The organism is Sphingopyxis sp. 2PD (assembly GCF_005503695.1).
Classification (GTDB): Bacteria; Pseudomonadota; Alphaproteobacteria; order Sphingomonadales; family Sphingomonadaceae; genus Sphingopyxis.
The window spans coordinates 13,149-33,080 of sequence record NZ_SCMU01000010.1; the positions used below are offsets into that span (position 1 = coordinate 13,149).

16 protein-coding genes, 1 tRNA gene and 1 pseudogene are annotated in these 19,932 nt (G+C 63.8%); 8 read left to right on the plus strand and 10 right to left on the minus strand.

The genetic code is table 11. From position 1 onward, the window contains the following. Positions 1-14: 14 nt before the first annotated feature. The 4 genes and pseudogenes from FFS18_RS09450 (at position 15) to hflX (ending at position 5,644) form a co-directional block, all read left to right on the plus strand. Positions 15-2,306 carry a sensor histidine kinase gene (locus FFS18_RS09450; RefSeq protein WP_249340360.1) on the plus strand — a complete coding sequence of 764 codons (2,292 nt, stop codon included), beginning with the start codon at positions 15-17 and terminating at the stop codon, positions 2,304-2,306. Then, positions 2,296-3,675 (plus strand): nitrogen assimilation response regulator NtrX, encoded by a 1,380-nt coding sequence (gene ntrX / locus FFS18_RS09455; RefSeq protein WP_120216173.1) that lies wholly within the window; start codon positions 2,296-2,298, stop codon positions 3,673-3,675. The genes FFS18_RS09450 and ntrX overlap by 11 nt, the downstream gene beginning before the upstream one ends. Before the next feature lie 98 nt (positions 3,676-3,773). Next, positions 3,774-4,295: pseudogene (gene hfq, locus FFS18_RS09460) on the plus strand (RNA chaperone Hfq); the annotation flags it as partial. Positions 4,296-4,303: 8 nt separating this feature from the next. Beyond that, a complete protein-coding gene (gene hflX / locus FFS18_RS09465) occupies positions 4,304-5,644 on the plus strand; it encodes a GTPase HflX (RefSeq protein ID WP_137870602.1) in 1,341 nt (446 codons plus the stop codon). On the opposite strand, the gene mazG is transcribed toward hflX, so the two are convergent. The 10 genes from mazG to FFS18_RS09510 form a co-directional block, all read right to left on the minus strand. Then, positions 5,619-6,347 carry a nucleoside triphosphate pyrophosphohydrolase gene (gene mazG / locus FFS18_RS09470; RefSeq protein WP_249340356.1) on the minus strand — a complete coding sequence of 243 codons (729 nt, stop codon included), beginning with the start codon at positions 6,345-6,347 and terminating at the stop codon, positions 5,619-5,621. The genes hflX and mazG overlap by 26 nt on opposite strands. A 169-nt stretch (positions 6,348-6,516) precedes the next feature. Continuing rightward, on the minus strand, positions 6,517-6,693 hold the full coding sequence (locus FFS18_RS17440) for a hypothetical protein (protein WP_168452868.1): 177 nt from the start codon (positions 6,691-6,693) through the stop codon (positions 6,517-6,519). Further along, positions 6,690-7,454 (minus strand): MBL fold metallo-hydrolase, encoded by a 765-nt coding sequence (locus FFS18_RS09475; RefSeq protein ID WP_120216177.1) that lies wholly within the window; start codon positions 7,452-7,454, stop codon positions 6,690-6,692. Before FFS18_RS09475 ends, FFS18_RS17440 begins: the two co-directional genes overlap by 4 nt. Before the next feature lie 13 nt (positions 7,455-7,467). Next, positions 7,468-8,244: a TatD family hydrolase gene (locus FFS18_RS09480; RefSeq protein ID WP_137870604.1), complete on the minus strand. Its 777-nt coding sequence runs from the start codon at positions 8,242-8,244 to the stop codon at positions 7,468-7,470. Then, complete coding sequence (gene metG / locus FFS18_RS09485) at positions 8,244-9,821, minus strand: methionine--tRNA ligase (protein WP_137870605.1); 1,578 nt, start codon at positions 9,819-9,821, stop codon at positions 8,244-8,246. The genes FFS18_RS09480 and metG overlap by 1 nt, the downstream gene beginning before the upstream one ends. Positions 9,822-9,859: 38 nt before the next feature. After that, positions 9,860-10,846 (minus strand): DNA polymerase III subunit delta', encoded by a 987-nt coding sequence (locus FFS18_RS09490; RefSeq protein ID WP_137870606.1) that lies wholly within the window; start codon positions 10,844-10,846, stop codon positions 9,860-9,862. Next, entirely contained in the window at positions 10,837-11,457 is a 621-nt protein-coding gene (gene tmk, locus FFS18_RS09495) for a dTMP kinase (RefSeq protein ID WP_137870607.1), read from the minus strand. Before tmk ends, FFS18_RS09490 begins: the two co-directional genes overlap by 10 nt. A gap of 75 nt (positions 11,458-11,532) precedes the next feature. After that, positions 11,533-12,489 (minus strand): D-alanyl-D-alanine carboxypeptidase family protein, encoded by a 957-nt coding sequence (locus tag FFS18_RS09500; RefSeq protein ID WP_137870608.1) that lies wholly within the window; start codon positions 12,487-12,489, stop codon positions 11,533-11,535. Positions 12,490-12,499: 10 nt separating this feature from the next. Beyond that, the gene (locus FFS18_RS09505) at positions 12,500-13,441 is read right to left on the minus strand and encodes a septal ring lytic transglycosylase RlpA family protein (protein ID WP_249340357.1); all 942 of its coding nucleotides are present in this window, start codon (positions 13,439-13,441) and stop codon (positions 12,500-12,502) included. A gap of 13 nt (positions 13,442-13,454) precedes the next feature. After that, on the minus strand, positions 13,455-14,516 hold the full coding sequence (locus FFS18_RS09510) for a lytic murein transglycosylase (protein ID WP_502704171.1): 1,062 nt from the start codon (positions 14,514-14,516) through the stop codon (positions 13,455-13,457). 148 nt (positions 14,517-14,664) lie between these two features. Here FFS18_RS09510 and FFS18_RS09515 point away from each other — a divergent pair. From FFS18_RS09515 to FFS18_RS09530, 4 genes are all read left to right on the plus strand, one after another. Then, positions 14,665-14,754: transfer RNA gene (locus FFS18_RS09515), tRNA-Ser, on the plus strand. A 288-nt stretch (positions 14,755-15,042) separates the two neighbouring features. Next, the gene (locus FFS18_RS09520; protein ID WP_137870611.1) at positions 15,043-18,255 is read left to right on the plus strand and encodes an autotransporter outer membrane beta-barrel domain-containing protein; all 3,213 of its coding nucleotides are present in this window, start codon (positions 15,043-15,045) and stop codon (positions 18,253-18,255) included. Between the two features lie 125 nt (positions 18,256-18,380). Beyond that, positions 18,381-19,010, plus strand: a complete 630-nt coding sequence (locus FFS18_RS09525) for an RNA polymerase sigma factor (protein WP_349304046.1) — start codon at positions 18,381-18,383, stop codon at positions 19,008-19,010. Beyond that, a complete protein-coding gene (locus FFS18_RS09530) occupies positions 19,000-19,932 on the plus strand; it encodes a FecR family protein (RefSeq protein ID WP_137870612.1) in 933 nt (310 codons plus the stop codon). The genes FFS18_RS09525 and FFS18_RS09530 overlap by 11 nt, the downstream gene beginning before the upstream one ends.

Genomic DNA, 19,932 nt, shown 5'->3' on the forward strand with positions numbered 1-19,932 from the left:
GTAGCATGGCAACAATGGCGCATGCGGCACCCCTGACTCACGATCATGATCTCGCCGAAGAGGAAGCGCGCTCGGGCTTCTGGCGCTTCGCCGCGCCCGAATATTACACGCTGGCGCTGATCGTCAGTATCGGCATCGCAACCTATGTCTTCGTCACCGGCGACGCGCAGAGCGAACGGCTGCTGACCCCGGCGCTGGTCGCGGCGATCATGGTCGCCAACCTGGTGCCCGCGATGGCGTTGATCGTGCTGATCGGCAGCCGCATCGCGCGGGCGCGCGCGGTGCGATCGATGGAGGGGGGCAATGGCCGCCTGCACGTCCGGCTCGTGGCCTTGTTTTCGCTGATCGCGGCTACTCCGACACTGCTTGTCGTGATTTTCGCGTCGCTACTTTTCCAGTTCGGCGTCGATTTCTGGTACTCCGACCGTTCGCGCGGCATGTTCGAAAACGCTGCAACGCTGGCTCAGTCGTTTTACGAGGAAAGTCAAAAGTCGGTCGCCGGACAAACGAAGGCAATGTCCACGGATTTGGGCAAATATCTGGACAGCCAGACGATCGATAGCATCAGTTTCCAAGACGCCTATGGATTTCAAGTTGTAGTTCGCGAACTGAATGAATCCGCCATTATCGAGATTGGGCGCGATGGAATCCCGCGGACTGCGGTGATGATCGACCCCGACAATAGGGCGGCGGAAGGGCGGATAACGCCATCGATTATCCAACGGCTCAACGCTGGTGAAGACGTAGTAGTCACGCGAAGCGCCAACAGGATTGAGGCGGTCACAAGACTTCCTGGCAGGCCCAACGCGTTCCTTTATGCGTCGCGTGCCGTGTCCAGCCTTGGGCAGCAGCAGTTTCAACTCGCTCGCACGGTACTTGCGGACTACAACGCGTTGTTCGAGCGCTCGCAGCTCTTGCAGCTGCAGTTCAACGGCGCCCTTTACCTCGGTTCGCTGCTCCTCCTCGCGTTGGCGGTCATCGCCGCAATCGTCGTCGCGGACCGGATCGTCCGCCCGCTCGGCACGCTCATCGGCGCGACGCGCACAGCGGCGGGGGGCGATCTGTCGGTTCGCGTGACGCCACCTGCACGCGATGACGAGATTTCGGTGCTGACCCGCGCCTTCAACCGCATGACCGAACAGCTGGAAGGCCAGACCGGCGCTCTGGTCAGCGTCAACGAACAGCTCGAGGCGCGCCGCAGCTTCATCGAAGCGGTGCTCAGCGGAGTGTCGTCGGCGGTGATTTCGGTCGATGCCGACCACCGGATCCAGCTCGCCAACGCCGCTGCGGAACGTCTGATATGTCAGTCGACCGACTGTTTGACCGGACGGCCTTTGGCCGAGGTCGCGCCCGAACTGGCGCAATTGCTGACCGGCGACGAACATGAGGCGATCGTGCAACTGGCCCGCCCTGATGCCGAGCCCGCGACGCTGGCCGCCAAGGCGGTTGCGCAGGGGGACGGCTTTGTCCTGAGTTTTGAAGATATTACCCAGCAACTATTGGATCAGCGCCGCGCCGCCTGGTCCGACGTTGCACGGCGCATCGCGCATGAGATCAAGAACCCGCTCACCCCCATCCAGCTCGCGGCGGAACGGCTGCAGCGGCGCTTCGGCGACAAGGTTGAAGGCGACAGCGCAACCTTCAAAAAGCTGACCGATACGGTGATCCGCCAGGTGCATGATATGCGGCGGATGGTCGACGAGTTTTCGAGCTTCGCCCGCATGCCCAAGCCGACCTTCGGGGTCGAAGATGTCCGCGATATTCTGCGCCAGTCGGTCTTTCTGTTCGAGGTCGCGAAGCCCGAGATCGCGTTTACGATCCAAACCCCGGACGAGATCGAACCGCTGGTGTGCGACCGCCGCCTATTGTCGCAGGCAATGACAAATATTGTCAAGAATGCGGTGGAAGCAATTGAAGAACGACTAAAACATTCCGATTCTACGCCAAGTGGTCATATTGATGCGACGCTCGACATGGGGCCGCGCGGGGAATTGATCATTCGGATATCGGACGATGGCATCGGGCTGCCGCAAGCGCGCGAAGCGATTGCCGAGCCCTATATGACGACCCGCCAGGGCGGGACCGGATTGGGGCTCGCCATCGTCAAGAAGATCGTCGAGCAACATTATGGCGAACTGGAATTTTCGGACAATCCGGCAGGGCAGGGGACGTGCGTCACACTGACGCTCCATCCCGACCGGCTGCGCGGATTGGAAGGCAAGGGCGAAGAAACAAGCATGGGATACGCAGAATCGGTTCCGGGGCGGATCCGCAACCGACAGGACAGAGAAGAACATGGCGCTTGATATTCTGATCGTCGACGACGAACGCGACATTTGCGATCTGGTCGCCGGCGTCATGGAAGACGAGGGTTATGAGGCGCGCATCGCCTCGGACAGCGACTCCGCGCTCGAAGCGATCCGCCAGCGACGCCCATCGCTCGCACTGATCGACGTGTGGTTGCAGGGCTCGCGGCTCGACGGCTTGGGCTTGGTCGAAGCGATCAAGGATTTCGACCCGACGCTGCCGATCATCGTCATTTCGGGCCATGGCGGGCTCGACACCGCCGTCGCAGCCATTCGCCGCGGCGCCTATGATTTCATCGAAAAGCCGTTCGAAGCCTCGCGTTTGCTCCATCTGGTAGCGCGCGCGACCGAGAGCGAACGGCTGAAGTTCGAATATGAGCAGCTACGCGAAAAGGCGGGGCCATCGGACGAGCTGACCGGAACCAGCGCGGCGATTAACAATGTCCGCGCGACGCTGAAGCGCGTGGCGGGCACCGGCAGCCGGGTGCTGATCACCGGCGCGGCAGGGGTCGGGAAAGAAGTCGCTGCGCGCGTGCTGCACGGTTGGAGCGGTCGCCACAATGCGCCCTTCCGTGTCATTTCATCGGCGCGCATGGACCCGGAGACCGTCGAAACCGAATTGTTCGGCGCCGAAGGCGACGACGGGGCGATTCGTGTCGGGTTGCTCGAACAGGCGCATGGCGGAACCTTGTTCCTCGACGAGGTCGCCGACATGCCGCTGACGACGCAGGGCAAGATCCTGCGCGTCTTAACCGACCAGAGCTTTACGCGCGTGGGCGGCCGCACGATGATCCGCGTCGACGTGCGGATCATTTCCGGATCGGCGCGCGACCTGATGACCGAAATCGCCGAGAGCCGCTTTCGCGAGGATCTCTATTACCGGCTCAACGTCGTGCCGGTGCATATCCCGCCGCTGCGCGAACGGCGCGACGACATCGCCAGCCTGTGCGACCATTATATCCGCCGCTACGCCGCCGACCGCCGCGTGCCGCCGCCCGAGATCAGTTCGGAAGCGATGGCGGCGTTGCAAGCGCATGAATGGCCGGGCAACGTCCGCGAGCTGCGCAATGTGATCGAGCGCGTGATGATCCTCGCGCCGAGCGACCGGTTGGCCCGGATCGACGCCGACATGCTGCCCGGCGAGCTCGTGCGCGGCGGCACCGACATCCTGCCCAATTCGGAATCGATCACCGCAATCCCGCTGAAAGAAGCGCGCGAGAATTTCGAGCGCGAATATCTGCGGATCCAGATCAATCGGTTTTCGGGCAATATTTCGCGCACCGCGACCTTTATCGGCATGGAAAGGTCGGCGCTGCACCGCAAACTGAAACTTTTGGGGCTCACCGAGAGTTCGGACGGCGAGGGGTAAAGGCTTTGCGCTAGACCTGAGGCAGGCTTTGCCGCATATTGACAGCAAGAAGAAGGTCTTAAAGCCGGAACACCGGTGCATACCCGCGGTCGTACCGCCAAAAACAGGAGGCAAATGTGTCCGATAAGAACCAGAATCTCCAGGATATTTTCCTAAACGCGCTGCGTAAGAGCAAAACCCCGGTAACGATGTTCCTCGTCAAGGGGGTGAAGCTTCAGGGCATCATCACCTGGTTTGACAATTTCTCGTTGCTGCTGCGCCGCGATGGTCAGTCCCAGCTCGTCTATAAGCATGCGATCTCGACGGTGATGCCGTCGCACGACTTCGACTTGTCTTTGCTCGGCGGCAATCTGCGCGAGGCGCCGGCCAGTAAAGGCAAGGCTTTGCAGGACGTATTCCTGAATGCGGTGCGCAAATCCGACGAATCGGTGACCATGTTCCTGGTCAATGGCGTGATGCTGCAGGGGGATATCGTCGCATTCGACCTGTTCTGCATGCTGCTCGAGCGCGAGCGCCAGGTGCAGCTCGTGTACAAGCACGCGATTTCGACGGTGCAGCCGAACGGCCCGATCAACCTGACCGATAGCGGCGAGGGTGACGGCGAAGCGGACGACGCCTGATCGCCTCGATTATCGACAGTCCGGAAGAGGTGACCCGCGGCGCGGCCGCGCTGTTGGTCGTGCCCGAATGGCATAGCCAGCGGCTAGCGCGCGATCTCGACGCGCGCGCCGAGGAGGCGCGGGGACTTGCGCTCGCGATCGGGCTCGACGTCGTTGCCGTCCACAGTTTGCGCCTGCGCCAGACGCGCGCAGCGACCTTGCTCGGCGTCGGGCAGATCGAAGCGATTACGCCCGACATCGAGAAATACGGCGTCCAACTGGTCGTGGTCGACGCCGCGCTTAGCCCGATCCAGCAGCGCAATCTGGAAACGGCCTTTGGCACCAAGGTGATCGACCGGACCGGGCTGATCCTCGAAATCTTTGGCGAACGCGCCGCAACTGCGGAGGGGCGGTTGCAGGTCGAACTGGCGCATCTCGATTATCAGGCGGGGCGGCTGGTGCGCAGCTGGACCCATCTCGAACGCCAGCGCGGCGGCTTCGGCTTCCTTGGCGGCCCCGGCGAAACGCAGATCGAAGCCGACCGCCGGATGATCCGCAACCGCATGGCCCGCATCCGCCGGTCGCTCGACGATGCGCGGCGCACGCGCCAGCTCCAGCGATCCAAGCGTCAGCGTGCACCATGGCCGGTGGTCGCGCTGGTTGGCTATACCAACGCCGGTAAATCGACATTTTTCAATCGCTTGACGGGAAGTGACGTCATGGCGGAAGACATGTTGTTCGCGACCCTCGACCCCACGATGCGCGAAATCCGGCTGCCCGGGATCGACAAAGCGATCCTGTCGGACACGGTGGGGTTTGTGTCGGACTTGCCGACCGAACTGGTCGCGGCCTTCCGCGCGACGCTCGAAGAGGTCACGACCGCCGACCTGATCGTGCACGTCCGCGATATCGTCCACCCCGACAGCGAAGCGCAATATGACGATGTCAGCGCGATCCTGGGCTCACTGGGCGTCAACGGGCCGCAGGACGACGGGGAGGGCGATGCGCCACCGCCGATCCCCCAGATCGAAATCTGGAACAAGATCGACACCGCAGACGACGACAGCCGCGCCGCGATCGAGGAGATGGCGGCCCGTCGTTCTGACGTCGCGGTCATCTCGGCCGTAACGGGCGAGGGTGTCGAAGACGCGCGCGCGCTGATGGCGTCGCAGCTGACCGCGCTCCACAAGATCCAGCGGATTTACCTGAGCTATCAGGACGGCGAAGCTGCGGCATGGCTTTACGCGCGCGGTGAAGTGCTCGCGGACGAGCCGCAGGGGGAAGGCCATGTGCTGACCGTGCGGCTTGATCCCGCCGATGGCGCGAGATTTGCGCGGCTTTGGCCTACGGACGACGCTCCGACGCCTTGACCGCCTGCCAATGGGCTTCCTGCACGTCGAGCGACAGCCCGGCCAGGCTGCCGCCGGCGCGATCTTCCATGGCGGCAAAGCGGCGCGCGAATTTCGCGTTGGCATCGCGCAGCGCGGTTTCAGCATCGACGCCCAGATGGCTTGCATAATTGACGACGGCGAACAGCAGGTCGCCGACCTCCTCGTGGCGCGCGGCATCGTCGGAGGCGGTCGCGACCTCTTCCAATTCTTCGGCAATCTTGGCGCGCGGTCCTTCGGCATCGGGCCAGTCGAAACCGACGCGGGCGGCGCGCGACTGGAGCTTTTGGGCGCGCAGGAGTGCCGGAAGCGACAGCGCCACGCCCGACAGTGCGCCTTTCGGGCCGTCGGCGGCGCGCTCGTCGGCCTTGATTTGTTCCCACTGCTGGCGGACGTCATCCGTCTTGCCGTCACCGAAGATATGCGGATGGCGGCGTTCCATCTTGTCGCTGATCGCGGTCGCGACGTCGTTGAAGTCGAACAGGCCTGCGTCGGCGGCAATCTGGCTATGGAACACGACCTGGAGCAACAGGTCGCCAAGCTCGTCGCAAATCGCCGCAGGATCACCGCCAGCGATGGCATCGGCGACTTCATAGGCTTCTTCGATCGTGTAGGGTGCGATCGTCGCGAAACTCTGCGCAAGATCCCATTCGCATCCACCATCGGGGTCACGTAATTTGGCCATCACAGCCAGCAGCCGATCGATGGGGTATTGGAGCGACGCGTCGGGCATATATTTATCCGATAATATATATTATGTTAAATACACATTGATGTGGTGAGGCCAGAAAGCCCCCTGCCGTTGGAATCAGGCAGCTTTCTCATCAACCGTCAGGCAACCTATTCGTCGCGGATCATGTGACGAGTTGCCACGTCCGAATGACCAGAAAGACCAAAGCGAAAATCGCGACCCACGCCAGCGCCATTTTGACCCAGTCGGTCATTGGCAAGCGCCGCGCGACCAGCGAGCTGATCACCAGCGCGAATGCCCCGACGAACCAGATCAGCTGGACGCCTGTGTCACCACTCATAGCTGCACCTCCAGCCCGTCATATCCCGGCTCGACACCCGGTGGCAATTCGGCCGCCAGATCGTCATAATCCATCGTGTTGTCCATGTGGGTGATGATCGCGCGTGGATTGCCGCATTTCTCAAGCGCCGCGAGCGTCATCGCCAGATGCGGATGCGTCGGGTGTGGATAGCGGCGCAGCGCATCGATCACGAACAGATCGACACCCTGGAAAAAGTCGACCATTTCGTCGGTAAATTTTGAAAAATCAGTGGCATATCCAATCTTGTGGACACCATCGCTAAAGACCAGTCCGCTCGCCTTGATCGGCCCGTGCGGCATTTCGATCGCCGAAACCTCGATGGGACCGATCGACTGGTGATCCAGCAGATCGATCGGATCGACCAAGGCCGGATAGCCGGCATTTCCCGCAAAGGCGTATGTGAAGCGCCATTTGAGCGTGTCGAGCACATGGCCGCGCGCATAGGCGGGCACCTGCGACCCGCGCAGGTGCATGATCTGGCGCAGGTCGTCGAGACCATGGCAATGGTCGGCATGCTCATGCGTCCAGATGATGCCGTCGATCACGCCGACCTTGGCATCGAGCAGCTGGAGCCGCATGTCGGGGCTGCTGTCGACCAGCAAGCGAAAACCGCCGAGCGAGATCAGGATCGATGCGCGGCTGCGCAGGTTACGCGGATTGTCGGGGTCGCATTGCCCCCAGTCATTGCCGATCCGCGGTACGCCCGACGACGTTCCGCAGCCCAGGATGCGAACCTTCATAGCGCGCTTGACGTCACGGCGCCGCCTTTTTGAAAAGCTTGTAAAAATTGGCGCTGGTTGCCGCGGCCAGCGTTTCTTGGTCCTCGCCCCGCAGCGTTGCCAGAAACGCCAGCGTATCGGCGACAAACGCTGGTTCGCCTGTCTTGCCGCGGTGCGGGACGGGGGCGAGGAAAGGGGAGTCGGTTTCGATCAGCAGCCGGTCCTGCGGCAGCCATTTGGCGGTCGCCTGCAGATCGGCGGCATTCTTGAACGTCACGATGCCAGAGATCGAAATAATCAATCCCAGTTCGAGCGCCCTGCGCGCGAAATCGTCACTCGCGGTGAAGCAATGGATCACGCCGGTAAACGCCGCCCTGCCCATCTCTTCGCCCAGCAGCGCCAGCGTGTCCGCTTCGGCGTCACGGGTATGGACGATGATCGGCAGCCCCGTTGCCTGCGACGCGTGGATGTGGCGGCGGAAACTGTCCTGCTGCCGGACGCGGTCGCTCTTGTCGTAATAATAGTCGAGGCCGGTCTCGCCGATGCCAACCACGCGCGGGTGCGCCGCACGCTCGATCAGCTTGGCGGTATCGACATCGGGATGACGGTCGGCGTCGTGCGGGTGGATGCCGACACTGGCCCACACGTCAGGATTGGCTTCTGCCGCCGCCAGGACATCGTCCCATTCGCTCTCGCGCGTTGCGATGTTGAGCATCGCCGTCACGCCGCGGGCGCGGGCGCGGTCGAGCACATCTCCCTGCTGTTCGGCGAGCCCCTTGTAATTGAGGTGGCAATGCGAATCGACGAGCATCACGCCTCCCCTTCCCCTTCCGGCACGTCGAGGCGCGGGAAGAGGGGGGTCGGCTGTCCGAGCGAAAAGCCGCTTTCAGTAAGCTTTACGAACCAATCGCCGTCGTTCAACGCCGCAAAATTGCGCGCATCTTCGGCAATGCCCATCTGATCAAGTAGCATGTCGGCCGCGGTAGGTACCACCGGGCGGATTGCTATCGCGAGGGTGCGAACGACTTGGAACAAGGTCATCAGCACGGCGCGCATACGGTCAGGGTCAGTTTTGCGCAGCGCCCAGGGGGCTTGGGTGTCGACATATTGGTTGCACGCGAACACGGCACGCAACCACTCCTCAATCCCGACCGAGAAGGCTAGCTGTTCGAATTCGCGCGGCAGCAAGTTGCGGCAAGTATCGTTTACGATTGAAAACAGTGCGCGATCATCCTCGTGCGACGCATAGTTCGCGGTCAGAGCGCCATCCAAGTTCTTGAAAATCATCGACAGGCTGCGCTGTGCCAGATTGCCGAAGCTGTTGGCGAGATCGGCATTGGCGGTCCACACGATCGCTTCCGCCGAATAGGTACCGTCCTGGCCAAAGCTGACTTCGCGCAGCAGATAATAGCGCAGCGGATCGACCCCGAAGGTGTCGGCGAGCGCCATGGGATCGACGACATTGCCCAGAGACTTGGACATCTTTTCACCGCGGTTCAGCAGGAAGCCATGGCCGAACACCTGTTTGGGGAGCGGCAGACCGGCACTCATCAGGAAAGCCGGCCAGTAAACGGCATGAAAACGCACGATATCCTTGCCAATCATATGGATATTGGCGGGCCAGAATTTGCCGAAATCGCCATCCAGATCTGGATAGCCCAGCCCCGAAAGATAAGTGGTGAGCGCGTCAACCCACACATACATCACATGCCCCGGCGATCCCGGAACCGGAACGCCCCAGTCGAAGCTGGTGCGCGAGACGCTGAGATCCTTGAGGCCGCCTTCGACGAAGCGCATCACCTCGTTGCGGCGGCTATCGGGGCGGATGAAATCGGGCTGGTCGTTGTAGAGCGTGAGCAATTTGTCCTGATAGTTCGACAGGCGGAAGAACCAGCTTTCCTCGACGGTCCACTCAACGGGGGTGCCTTGCGGCGACAGGCGGGCATCCCCTTCCCCGTCGACCAGCTCGCTTTCGTCGTAGAAAGCTTCGTCGCGAACCGAATACCAGCCCTCATAGCGGTCGAGATAAAGATCGCCATTGGCCTCCATTGCGCGCCAGATCGCTTGCGATGCGGCATGATGCGCTGGGTCCGACGTGCGCATGAAATTGTCATAGCTGATATTCAGCTTGGCATACATCTCACGGAAATAAGATGACATTTCATCAGCCAGGTCGATCGTTTCACGACCCTGGTCACGCGCCGTCTGGAACATTTTCAGGCCATGTTCGTCGGTGCCGGTGATCAGCCGCACGTCGCGGCCCTGGGCGCGCTGGAACCGCGCCATCACGTCGGTGGCAATCGCTTCATAGGCGTGGCCGATATGCGGACGACCATTGGGGTAGCTGATCGCGGTGGTGATGTAGAAAGGGGCGCTGTTTTCGGACATGGCCGCGCCTTAGCCGCTGGCGCGCGCGAGGGAAAGCGTCAGCGTGCCGGTTGCGTCGAACGCGGCGCCAGTTCGGCAAGGCAGTTGCCGATTTCAAACCCGACCATCGTGCCGTCATAGGAGCCGCGGATCGCGTCGCGAACCGTGCGTTGGATGCGGTCCCATTGCGCCAAGATGGGAGCGATCTCGGCTACTGACCGTTCGCGCGCCAGCCGCGCGAGCAGCCCGGGGACGATGTCGATCACCAGTTCGAGCCGAGGGCGATTGCTCGTGCCGCCGACCTCGCGCGCCAGCGCCTCGCGCAGCCGGTTTTCGGGGTCGCCGGTCGCGGCGATCGCGAGCAGTTTTTTCTCCATGGCGGCGACATCGCTGTCGATCAGTGCCAGCGCCTTGCCCGGCACGCCGCCCGATGCGGCGACGATCGCGCGCACCTCGGCGACATCGAGCATCGGGCGCAAATCATGCAGCCATGCGGTCATGACGTCACGGTCAACGGGTTGAAAACGCAGCGTTCTGCACCGCGACCGGATCGTCGGCAATAAACGTCCCGGTGAGTGGCTGACGAGCAGGAACAGCGTTTTTGCCGGCGGTTCCTCCAGCGTCTTGAGCAGCGCATTGGCGGCGTCGATTTCCAGATCGTCGATCGCGTCGACGATGATCACGCGCCAGTCGCCCAGCGACAGCGACAGATGCAAGCGGCGGATCATGGTCCGCACCTGATCGATCGTGATGTTGCGCGCCAGTTCCTTGCTCTTATCCTTCGGCTGGCGCGTCAGGTGCAGGATCTCGGGATGATTCCCCGCCTCGACAAGTCGCCCCGCGGCGCTGTCCCCCGGATCATCGACCCCAAATGCCTGCCCGTCGCCGCCGGCGCCATGGGTGACCAGGAAGCGAGCGACGCGGGCGGCAAAAGCCCCCTTCCCCATTCCCTGCGGCCCGGCGAGGAGCCAGGCGTGATGCAGCCTGCCGCCCTGCCAGCCTTCGAGAAAGGCCGCCTCGGCGTCCTGATGACCGATCATAGCCATTCGGTCAGCCCCGTGAGGATCGCCGCGGTGACCCGTTCGGCGGGGGCATCGGCATCGACGATCCGCCAGCGCTCGGGCTCCGCCCCAGCCATTTCGACGAAGCGCTCGGCCAGGCGCGCCTGATATTCGGCGGGCTTGCTGCCCATGCGGTCGCTGCCACCACGGGCCGTCAGGCGGCGCGCGGCCTCGGCGGGGCTGACGGTGAGCAGAAAGGTGCGATCGGGCATCAGCCCTTCGGATCCGACACCGTGCAGCGCCAATATGTCGGCGTCGGTCAGGCCGCCGCCGCCGCCCTGATAAGCTCGGCTCGAATCGACGAAACGATCGCACAGCACCCACGCGCCGCGGGCCAGTGCCGGACGGATGGTCCGCGCGACATGGTCGGCGCGCGCGGCGGCGAACAGCAAGGCTTCGCTGCGCGCATCCCAGCGGTCGTCGCTGCCTTCCATCAACAGCGACCGGATCGCTTCGGCACCTGCGCTGCCGCCGGGCTCGCGCGTTGCCACGACGTCGAGGCCGCGCGCCCTAATCGCCTCGGCCAGTGCGGCGATTTGCGTCGATTTGCCGACCCCCTCGCCGCCTTCAAGCGTGATAAAGCGCCCGGGTGTCATGCTGAAAGCCGACGAGGATCGAATGGGAGGCGCGCGTGCATTGCACCGCGGTAGCCGCCAGCACGGCGTTTGTCATCACGGCGCGGCGCGCGCGCCGCCGCTCGCGATCTTTTTGCCCTTGCCGCCTTCGTTGGTGGCCATCGATTTGGCGAAACCCCAAGTCATCAGCCGCTCGGCTTCGTCGCGGCGCGCTTTGTCGCTCGGCAGGCCGGCAACGACCATGATCAGGCGCCGACCATCGCGCTTGGCCGATCCCAGCAGGCAATAGCCGGCTTCCGAGGTGTGGCCGGTCTTCAATCCGTCGGCGCCCAGAACGCGCCCGAGGATGGGATTGCGGTTGGCCTGGATGATCGGTTTGCCTTCGGGCGAAATACCGTGCTGGAGCCGGGGAAGTGAAAAATAGCGGTTGTAGCCCGCAGGATGATCGCGGATCAGCCGGTCGGCAAGCGTGATGAGATCGGCGGCGCTGACCTTGGTCACTCCGCCGTCGGGCCAGCCATTCGGCGTTCCGAAATTACTCGACGCCATGCCAATCTTTGCCGCTACGGCGTTCATTCTTTTTACGAAAGCTTCCTCACTTCCATCGATACCGACGGCCAGTGCGGCGGCAGCGTCGTTGCCCGATACGGTGATCAGGCCTTTGAGCAGGTCGTCGACGGAGACTTTTTCGCCCGGGCGAAGGAACATCGTCGATCCGCCGTTGCTGCCCCGCCATTTCTTCCAGGTCGCTTCGCTGACCGTAAACTGCTTGTCGCGCGTCAGTTCGCCCTTTTTGATCAGGTCGAGCACGACATAGGCTGTCATGACTTTCGCCATCGACGCGGGCGCGAAGCGTTTTTCCGCACCGCGTGAAAACAATATTTCGCCTGAATCGAGATCCTTGAGCATCACGATCGGCGCCTGCGTGGTGTAGGCGGGGCGTGTTGCCGCTGCGCTTTTGGGTTGCGACCCGTCGGCTGCCACCGCTGACGTTGCCGACGCCAGCAGAATGGCTGCGAAAATCGCGACGCTTTGCTTTGTGGTCTTTCGCACGCGGCGCCCGTCAGCGATCGCGCTGGACCACCGCGTCGCGGAAGCCTTTCGCCTTCGCCGTGCCGAGCGCGGTGCGCGCTTCGGCGTCGCTCGCAAAGGGGCCGATCCGAACGCGCCAGAGGTTGCCGGCCTTGCTGACCGTCCCGCCCACCGACTTTGCGGCGGCATCGGCGCGGCTTTCGCTGCTGAAAGCGCCAACCTGGACGACGAATTTTCCAGACACCGCGGGAACGGGCTTGGCGGGTGTTGCCGGTTTGGCCGCAGGCTTTGGTTTTTCAACCGCAAGCCGGTCATCGCCGGGCTTCGCTGTTCCCGATGCAATGGGCGCCGCGGGCTGCGCTTCGACGGGCGGCGCGGCAGCCGACGCTTTCGGCACCGGCATGGCTTTGAGCTTGGTGCGCAGGATCGACAGCAATGAGTCGGGGGTCGCGATCCGCTCTGGAACCGCACGGCCCGTGCGCAGTTGCGCCCGCTCGGCGGCGGGCGGGTTGGTACGGCGGACCCGGACCGCGGATACACCGCCGGTTAGCCCCAGCTGTTCGGCGGCGCCGCGCGACAGGTCGATCAGCCGGTCGCCGACCATCGGCCCGCGATCGTTGACACGCACCAGGATCGTGCGTCCGGTGTCGAGCGCGGTCACTTCGACATAGCTCGGCAACGGCAACGTCTTGTGCGCGGCGCTGATCCCGGCGGGATCGAACGTCTCGCCATTGGCGGTCGGCCGTCCAGCGAGTTCGTCGCCATACCAGCTTGCGTAACCGACATCGTCATAATCGGCGATATCCGCGGGAGTGTAGGTGGTGCCCGCGATCGTATAGGGATCGCCGATCTTGACCGGCGTATCGCTCACGCCGCCGGCGGATTGGGCCGGTGTCGGGCTGGCGGTTGGACCGCCGTCGCGCTCGCCGCCAAAACTGCCGCAGCCGCCGAGCAGCAGCATCGCCCCGGCCATTAGCGCCGCTTTTCTACCGATCGATTTCATCCGCCAGCAACCCCACTGATAGTGCGTAAAAATTGGAACAATTATAGTCCAATATCGCACGATAGTTACCGGTCAGCAAATATGCGGTCCGTCCGGGCCCATCGGGTTCGAGCAGAACCGCCTGAACCTGTCCATCGGGCCAGCGCCCACCGATCGGCTGGATCCCATCGGCGCGCCATTCGGCCATCGAACGCCAGCGGCTGTGGCGGGCAAAGACGCGTGGGCAGCGGGTGGGTGTCAGGCGGCTGGCAAAACGATTGCGGTCAAAGCCGCTGGGTACCGTTACGGCGACGCCCCAAGGCTGTCCGGCGCGCCAGCCCGCGCGGCGTAGGTAAGCACCGATCGATTCAATCGCATCGGCCTCGCTCGACCAGATGTTGGCGCGGCCGTCGCCGTCGCCATCTTCAGCGACTGCCAGATAGACCGACGGCAGGAACTGCGGATAGCCGAAGGCGCCCGCCCAGCTGCCCTTCAAGACTTCGCGCGGCACCCCGCGCTGGACCATCTCCAGCGTCGCGAGGAATTCGGGTTCGAACAGGCTACGGCGGCGCCCTTCATAGGCCAGTGTCGCCAGTGCTTCGGGCAGGTCGAAGCTGCCGGTTACCTGGCCGTAAGCGGTTTCATGGCCGTAAATCGCGATCATGATGCTGGTCGGTACCCCGGTGCGCGCTTCGATCCGCGACAACAAGGGCAGCAGGCGGTCGTGGACGCGGCGTCCACCGCCGATCCGCGCGGCATCGACATGTTTGGCCTTGTAGGGCGCGAAATTCGGGATCGGGGTGTCGTTGGTCGGCGGGCTACCCAGATTGTCGCGGTCGAGCGCGACCACACGCGGATTGTAGCGCAGACCGGCGGTAACCCGGTCGAACACCTGCCGCGACACGCCGCGCGCCTGCGCCTTGGGCCACAGCGACTGGACATAGGCATCGAAGCCGCTGTCGCCGCTCTGCGCGTGCAGCGGCGCCGATGCGGTGAGCAGCCATGCCGACAGAATGGCAGTGGTGACAGCGAAAAGGCGTCCGATTTTTAAACTGATAGCGTGCATGATGCTCCCACCCATAGGGCGTGTCTCGCACAGATGCGAGCGGCTTGGCTAGGCAAGGGCGGGACGAGCCGAGTCATTCGCGCGGCGGGCCGAGCCGACAAGGTTTTTCTTGCCGCAGCGCATCCGCGCGCTATGGCGGCGGCCAAGCGGACAGGTGGCCGAGTGGTTTAAGGCAGCGGTCTTGAAAACCGCCGTGGGTGCAAGCTCACCGTGGGTTCGAATCCCACCCTGTCCGCCACGGCATGCACAAACAGCATGCAGCGTTTGGCAAATTACCGCGATGCCCGGTGCAGAGTGGACGCTACCCCAGGCCCGACGTCCGAAACGGTCGCGGCGAAATGCCACGGCGACCTTATGTTTTTGCCCCCCGTAGCGTGGTCGGCCATATCAGGCGGGTTGCCTATGGTAAACCCGATGTCCGGGCGGCTTTGAAGCGCGCGATTTTTGTTCAAGGCTGTGCCGCATTCGCTCCGTCTTGTGGTTGTCGCCGGGATGACATCCCGGCTCCGATCACAAGAGGAACCCGATGCGCAATACCTTGCTGGCCACCACCTGTCTGGCCGCCCTGCTTTCGACCGCGGCCCAAGCGGAAACGACGATCACCACGGCGACCACGGCGCCGGTGCGGACGTCGACGATCAAATCGGGCGCGCCCGACGATATCAAGGTTACCTCGACAGGTTCGGTAAAACCCGCGGGCGGCGCTGCGGTCACCATCGACAGCAATCACAAGGTGATCAACGAAGGCACGATCGAGATCAGCAACGTCAACGGCGCGCGCGGAATCGTCGCCAATGCGGGGACGGTCGGCGCGATCACCAATGCCGCGACGGGCAAGATCATCCTCGACGAACCCTATGCGCCGACCGACATCGACAATGATGGCGACATCGATGGCGCTTTTGCGCTGGGCAGCAACCGCGTCGGCATTGCGACGCTAGGCGACTTTACCGGGAATATCGTCAACAGCGGCGCGATCACGATCGAAGGCAATGATTCGGCAGGCATTCGCCTCGGCGGGCCGCTGACGGGCAATTTCACGAACGACGGCACGATCTCTGTGCTGGGCGACCGCGCGCTTGGCGTCGGCTTGCAGGATGTGACCGGCAACGTCCGGTTAGCCGGGACGATCACCGCGACCGGTCTCGATGCGACGGCCGCGCGCGTTGCGGGGAACATCACGGGCGCGCTCGTCGTTCAGGGCAATCTGACCGCGACCGGTTACCGCTTCACGACGCCGCCCGCCGACCCGTCGAAGCTGGACGCCGACGACCTGCTGATCGGCGGTCCGGCGCTGTCGGTCGAAGGGAATGTGACCGGCGGCATAATTCTCGCCGTCCCGCCCAAGGATACGAGCACGACCGACAATGACGAGGACAAGGACGGCATCCCCGACGACAAGGAAGGCAGCGCCGCGGTGCGCTCCTTCGGTTCGGCGGCGGCGGTGCGTATCGGGTCGGCAACGCAAAGCGTGACGATCGGCCCGGTCGCGGGAACCGGCACCGGCTTTGGCCTGATCATCGATGGCGGCGTGATCGGCAACGGTCTTTATGCGGGCAAGGACGGCAACGGGATGCAGATCGGCGGCCTTGGCGGCGCCGTGACCATCGCAGGCGGGATCGGTATCGGCGCGACCGGCAGTGTCGCAGCGCTGTCGAAAGATGTCGCGGCGACCGCGATCCGGATTGGCAGCGGTGCGACGACCCCCGAACTGCGCAACGCGGGCAAGATCGAGGCGACGACCGCAGGCAATGTCGCGGGTTCGGTCGCGACCGCGGTGCTGGTCGAAGCGGGCGGCAACGTCGCGTTGATCCGCAACAGCAGCTTGATCGCGGCCAAGACCGGCGGCGACAATGGCACAGCGCGGGCAATCGTCGACCTGTCGGGTACCGTCGCCACGGTCGAAAACAGCGGCACGATCAGCGCCACAGGCGCGCTAGCCACATCGGACCGCAATATCGCGATCGACCTGTCGGCCAACGCCGTAGGCGCAACCGTGAAGCAGACCGCGGTTGCGTCGGGCGTCACCGCCCCCAGCATCGTCGGCGACGTTCGCTTCGGCGGCGGCAACGACGTATTCGACATCGCCGACGGATCGGTGAAGGGGAACAGCTTCTTTGGCGGCGGCAACAACCGCCTCGCGCTGTCGGGTGACGCGATCTACACTGGCAACGCGCGCTTTGGCGCCGGGAACGACAGCATGACGCTGGTCGGCACGTCGAAGTTCACAGGAGCCGTTGATTTCGGTGGTGGCACCGATACGCTCAGCATCGGCGGTACGTCGATCTTCTCTGGCTCGCTGGCCAATGCGCAGGGACTCGCCGTCACGGTCGGGGGCGGCACCTTTGACGTCACGGGCGCAGCGCGGATTGCATCGCTGGCGGTTACCGACAAGGGAACGCTGGGCGTCCTGCTCGACACCGGCAGCACCGGCACCGCGTTGCAGGTCACGGGCAACGCAAGCTTTGGCGCCGAATCCAAGCTGGCGCTGCGTCTGTCGAGCATCGAACAGGCCGAAGGTCGGCACGTCGTCCTGACCGCCGGTACGCTGACCGGCGCGAACAACCTCACTGCGTCGCAGACGCTGCTGCCGTTCCTCTACAAAGGCACGTTGACGTCGAATGCGACGCAGCTGATCGTCGATGTGTCGCGCAAGAGCACATCCGAACTCGGGCTCAATCGGTCGGAAGCCGGCGCGTTCGACGCGGTGCTTGACGCGGTGGTCGCCGACCAGAAGATCGAGGACGTGTTCCTGGGGATCACCAGCGGCGATCAGTTCCGTAGCCAGCTGGGCCAGATGCTTCCCGAGCATGAGGGCGGCGTATTCGAAACCGTCACCTCTGGCTCGCGCGCGCTGTCGCGGCATTTGCAAGACCCCAACGCGCCGTTCCAGGACGAGGACAAATGGGGTTATTGGGTGAACCAGGCCGTCTGGGGTACGTCGAAAAGCGTCGGCGATACCGCGAGCTATGACGTCAGCGGCTGGGGCATCGGGCTCGGCGCCGAGATCAAGAGCGACATCGGCAACTTCGGTGGTTCGGTCGCTTTTCTCAGCGGCAAGGACAGCAACGGCAGCAATGCGAACGAGGTCAGCACCAGCCAGTTCGAGGGCGCCCTGCATTGGCGCCTGCGGTCGAAGGGCTTCATGGCCAACGCCCGCGTCTCGGGCGCGCCGATCAAGATGAAGGGCACCCGCATCTTCAGCGCCGAGGCGGGCGCTGACGACATCGAGAAGACGATGAAGGGGAAATGGGACGGAACCCTGTGGTCGGCGTCGGGCTCGCTCGCCTATGACGCCCGCGCCGGGGGGATCACGATCCGCCCGATGGTCGCGGTCGATTACTTCAAACTTACCGAAAAGGGCTATCAGGAAACCGGCGGCGGCGACGCGCTCGACCTGAAGGTGCTGGGGCGTGACAGCGATGAACTGGCGGTGTCGGGCACCGTGGCGCTCGGCATGGATTTCGGCGGCCTTGACCAATATGACGGCTGGACGCGCTTCGAAATCGAAGGCGGCCGTCGCCAGATCGTCGGCGGCACGCTCGGCGCGACGACCGCGTCGTTCAAGGATGGCACGCCGTTCACCCTTATCCCTGATGATCGCACGAGCGGCTGGGTCGGCCGTCTCCGTGGCATCGCCGGCAACTCGGCCTTTCAGGTCGCCGGTGAAGTGTCCGCGGAGGAACAGCAAAGCCATATCGGCTGGGCGTTCCGTGCGAGTCTGCGGGTCGGCCTCTAGCCCCCCGGCCGGCCCCGCGTGCAAGGGGGAGGCACCTCCCTACCCCCGCCTCCCCCTTGCTTAGACAGAAATGAAACAAGACGCCGATGTTTGCACAACCCCTTCCCTCTCGTCCGGCACCGCGGTTGCGCGGTGGGACTTGGCCGCTATATGACGGCGGCATCAGGGGAAGCTATGGCGCGCGCCGGGGCGGCGCCGACCGGCAAAAGATGGCGTTCCAGAGCAAGCAATCGATGACCAGTTCGAACGACCGAACCGATGCTGCGCAAGGCATCGAAGGCGTATTGCTCGCCAACCGCGATCGGATCGTCCGTTTCTTGCTGGCGCGCGGCGCGGGGGATGCGGCCGAGGATCTGTTCCAGGATTTGTGGATGCGACTGACCGATCGTCCCATGGGGCCGGTCGCCGACCCCCTGCCCTATGTCATGCGCGCCGCCAACAATCTGATGCTCGACCGGTATCGTTCAGCGCGGCAGAGCGCGCTGCGCGATCAAGCCTGGGGGGAGACGGCGGCCACCCACGCCCCGTCGGCAGAGATCGCACTGATCTCGCGCGAGCAGCTTGGGCTGGTCGAGGCGGCGATTGCGGGTAGCGGCGAACGCGCCGCCCGCATCTTTCGCCGGTTCCGCGTCGACGGCGCCAATCAACGCGATATTGCCAGTGAAATGGGGGTCAGCCTGAGCACAGTCGAAGCCGATTTGCGTAAGGTGTATGCGACGCTTGCCGCGTTACGGAGACAGTTCGATGCGTCCTGATATCGACAGCATTGAAGCGCGCGCCATCGACTGGCTGATCCGCCAGCGCGACCCGGCGTTCGACGATTGGGACGGCTTTACCGACTGGCTCGGCGAGGACCCCGACCATGCCGCCATCTACGATACCGTCGCGAGCCTCGATCAGGATCTTGGCGCGCTGCCTCCGGCGGCAAAGCCCATGGCAGCGACCGTGCCTACCACGCCGCGCCGTGCGTCACGTCGTGGCTGGTTTGGCGGCGCCATGGCGGCAGCCTTGGTCGCGGTTATCGCGCTATCGACCCTCAATCCCTTCGCTAGCGCCGATCGGATCGAAACCGCGGCAGGCGAACAGCGCACGATCGAGCTTGCCGATGGATCGCGGATCGAGATCAACGGCGGGTCGGTGATCGAAATCGACAAGGATCGCCCGCGCTTTGCTCGTCTGGAAAGCGGTGAGGCGATGTTCCACGTCGTCCACCGCGATAACGATCCCTTTGTCGTCGAAACGGGCGGCAACCGCATCGTCGATCTGGGAACCGCGTTCAACGTCGTTCGGCGCGAGCGCCAGACGTCGGTCGCCGTTTCGGAGGGTATCGTTCTTTACAACCCCGACCGCGACGAGGTTCGCCTGGTCGCGGGCAAGGCGATCGAGGTCCGCGATGGCGATCGAAAGGCGCCGGTTGTGCAGGACGTCGATGTGGCCAGTATCGGCGGCTGGCGCAGCGGGCTGCTGGTTTACAATGGGGCACCGCTGGCGGTGGTCGCCGAAGATCTGAAGCGAACCGCAGGAATGGATGTTCGGATCGCACCTGCGGCCGCCGACCTGTCGTTCCGCGGCGCGCTGATCATTGACAAGAACCGCGGTCGTACGATTGCCGATCTTGCCGCCTTGTCGGGAACAAAGGTGCAGCGACAGGGCGACGGCTGGATATTGACCCGCTGA

Bases quoted from the DNA above. Each gene is read 5' to 3' on its own strand.
- FFS18_RS09510 (WP_502704171.1), bottom strand. From the start codon at position 14,516: ATGCACGCTATCAGTTTAAAAATCGGACGCCTTTTCGCTGTCACCACT.
- ntrX (WP_120216173.1), top strand. From the start codon at position 2,296: ATGGCGCTTGATATTCTGATCGTCGACGACGAACGCGACATTTGCGAT.
- metG (WP_137870605.1), bottom strand. From the start codon at position 9,821: ATGTCCGAAAACAGCGCCCCTTTCTACATCACCACCGCGATCAGCTAC.
- FFS18_RS09480 (WP_137870604.1), bottom strand. From the start codon at position 8,244: ATGCTCGTCGATTCGCATTGCCACCTCAATTACAAGGGGCTCGCCGAA.
- FFS18_RS09530 (WP_137870612.1), top strand. From the start codon at position 19,000: ATGCGTCCTGATATCGACAGCATTGAAGCGCGCGCCATCGACTGGCTG.
- FFS18_RS09520 (WP_137870611.1), top strand. From the start codon at position 15,043: ATGCGCAATACCTTGCTGGCCACCACCTGTCTGGCCGCCCTGCTTTCG.
- FFS18_RS09475 (WP_120216177.1), bottom strand. From the start codon at position 7,454: ATGAAGGTTCGCATCCTGGGCTGCGGAACGTCGTCGGGCGTACCGCGG.
- mazG (WP_249340356.1), bottom strand. From the start codon at position 6,347: ATGGCCAAATTACGTGACCCCGATGGTGGATGCGAATGGGATCTTGCG.
- FFS18_RS09505 (WP_249340357.1), bottom strand. From the start codon at position 13,441: ATGGCCGGGGCGATGCTGCTGCTCGGCGGCTGCGGCAGTTTTGGCGGC.
- tmk (WP_137870607.1), bottom strand. From the start codon at position 11,457: ATGACACCCGGGCGCTTTATCACGCTTGAAGGCGGCGAGGGGGTCGGC.
- FFS18_RS09450 (WP_249340360.1), top strand. From the start codon at position 15: ATGGCGCATGCGGCACCCCTGACTCACGATCATGATCTCGCCGAAGAG.
- FFS18_RS09490 (WP_137870606.1), bottom strand. From the start codon at position 10,846: ATGGCTATGATCGGTCATCAGGACGCCGAGGCGGCCTTTCTCGAAGGC.
- FFS18_RS17440 (WP_168452868.1), bottom strand. From the start codon at position 6,693: ATGAGTGGTGACACAGGCGTCCAGCTGATCTGGTTCGTCGGGGCATTC.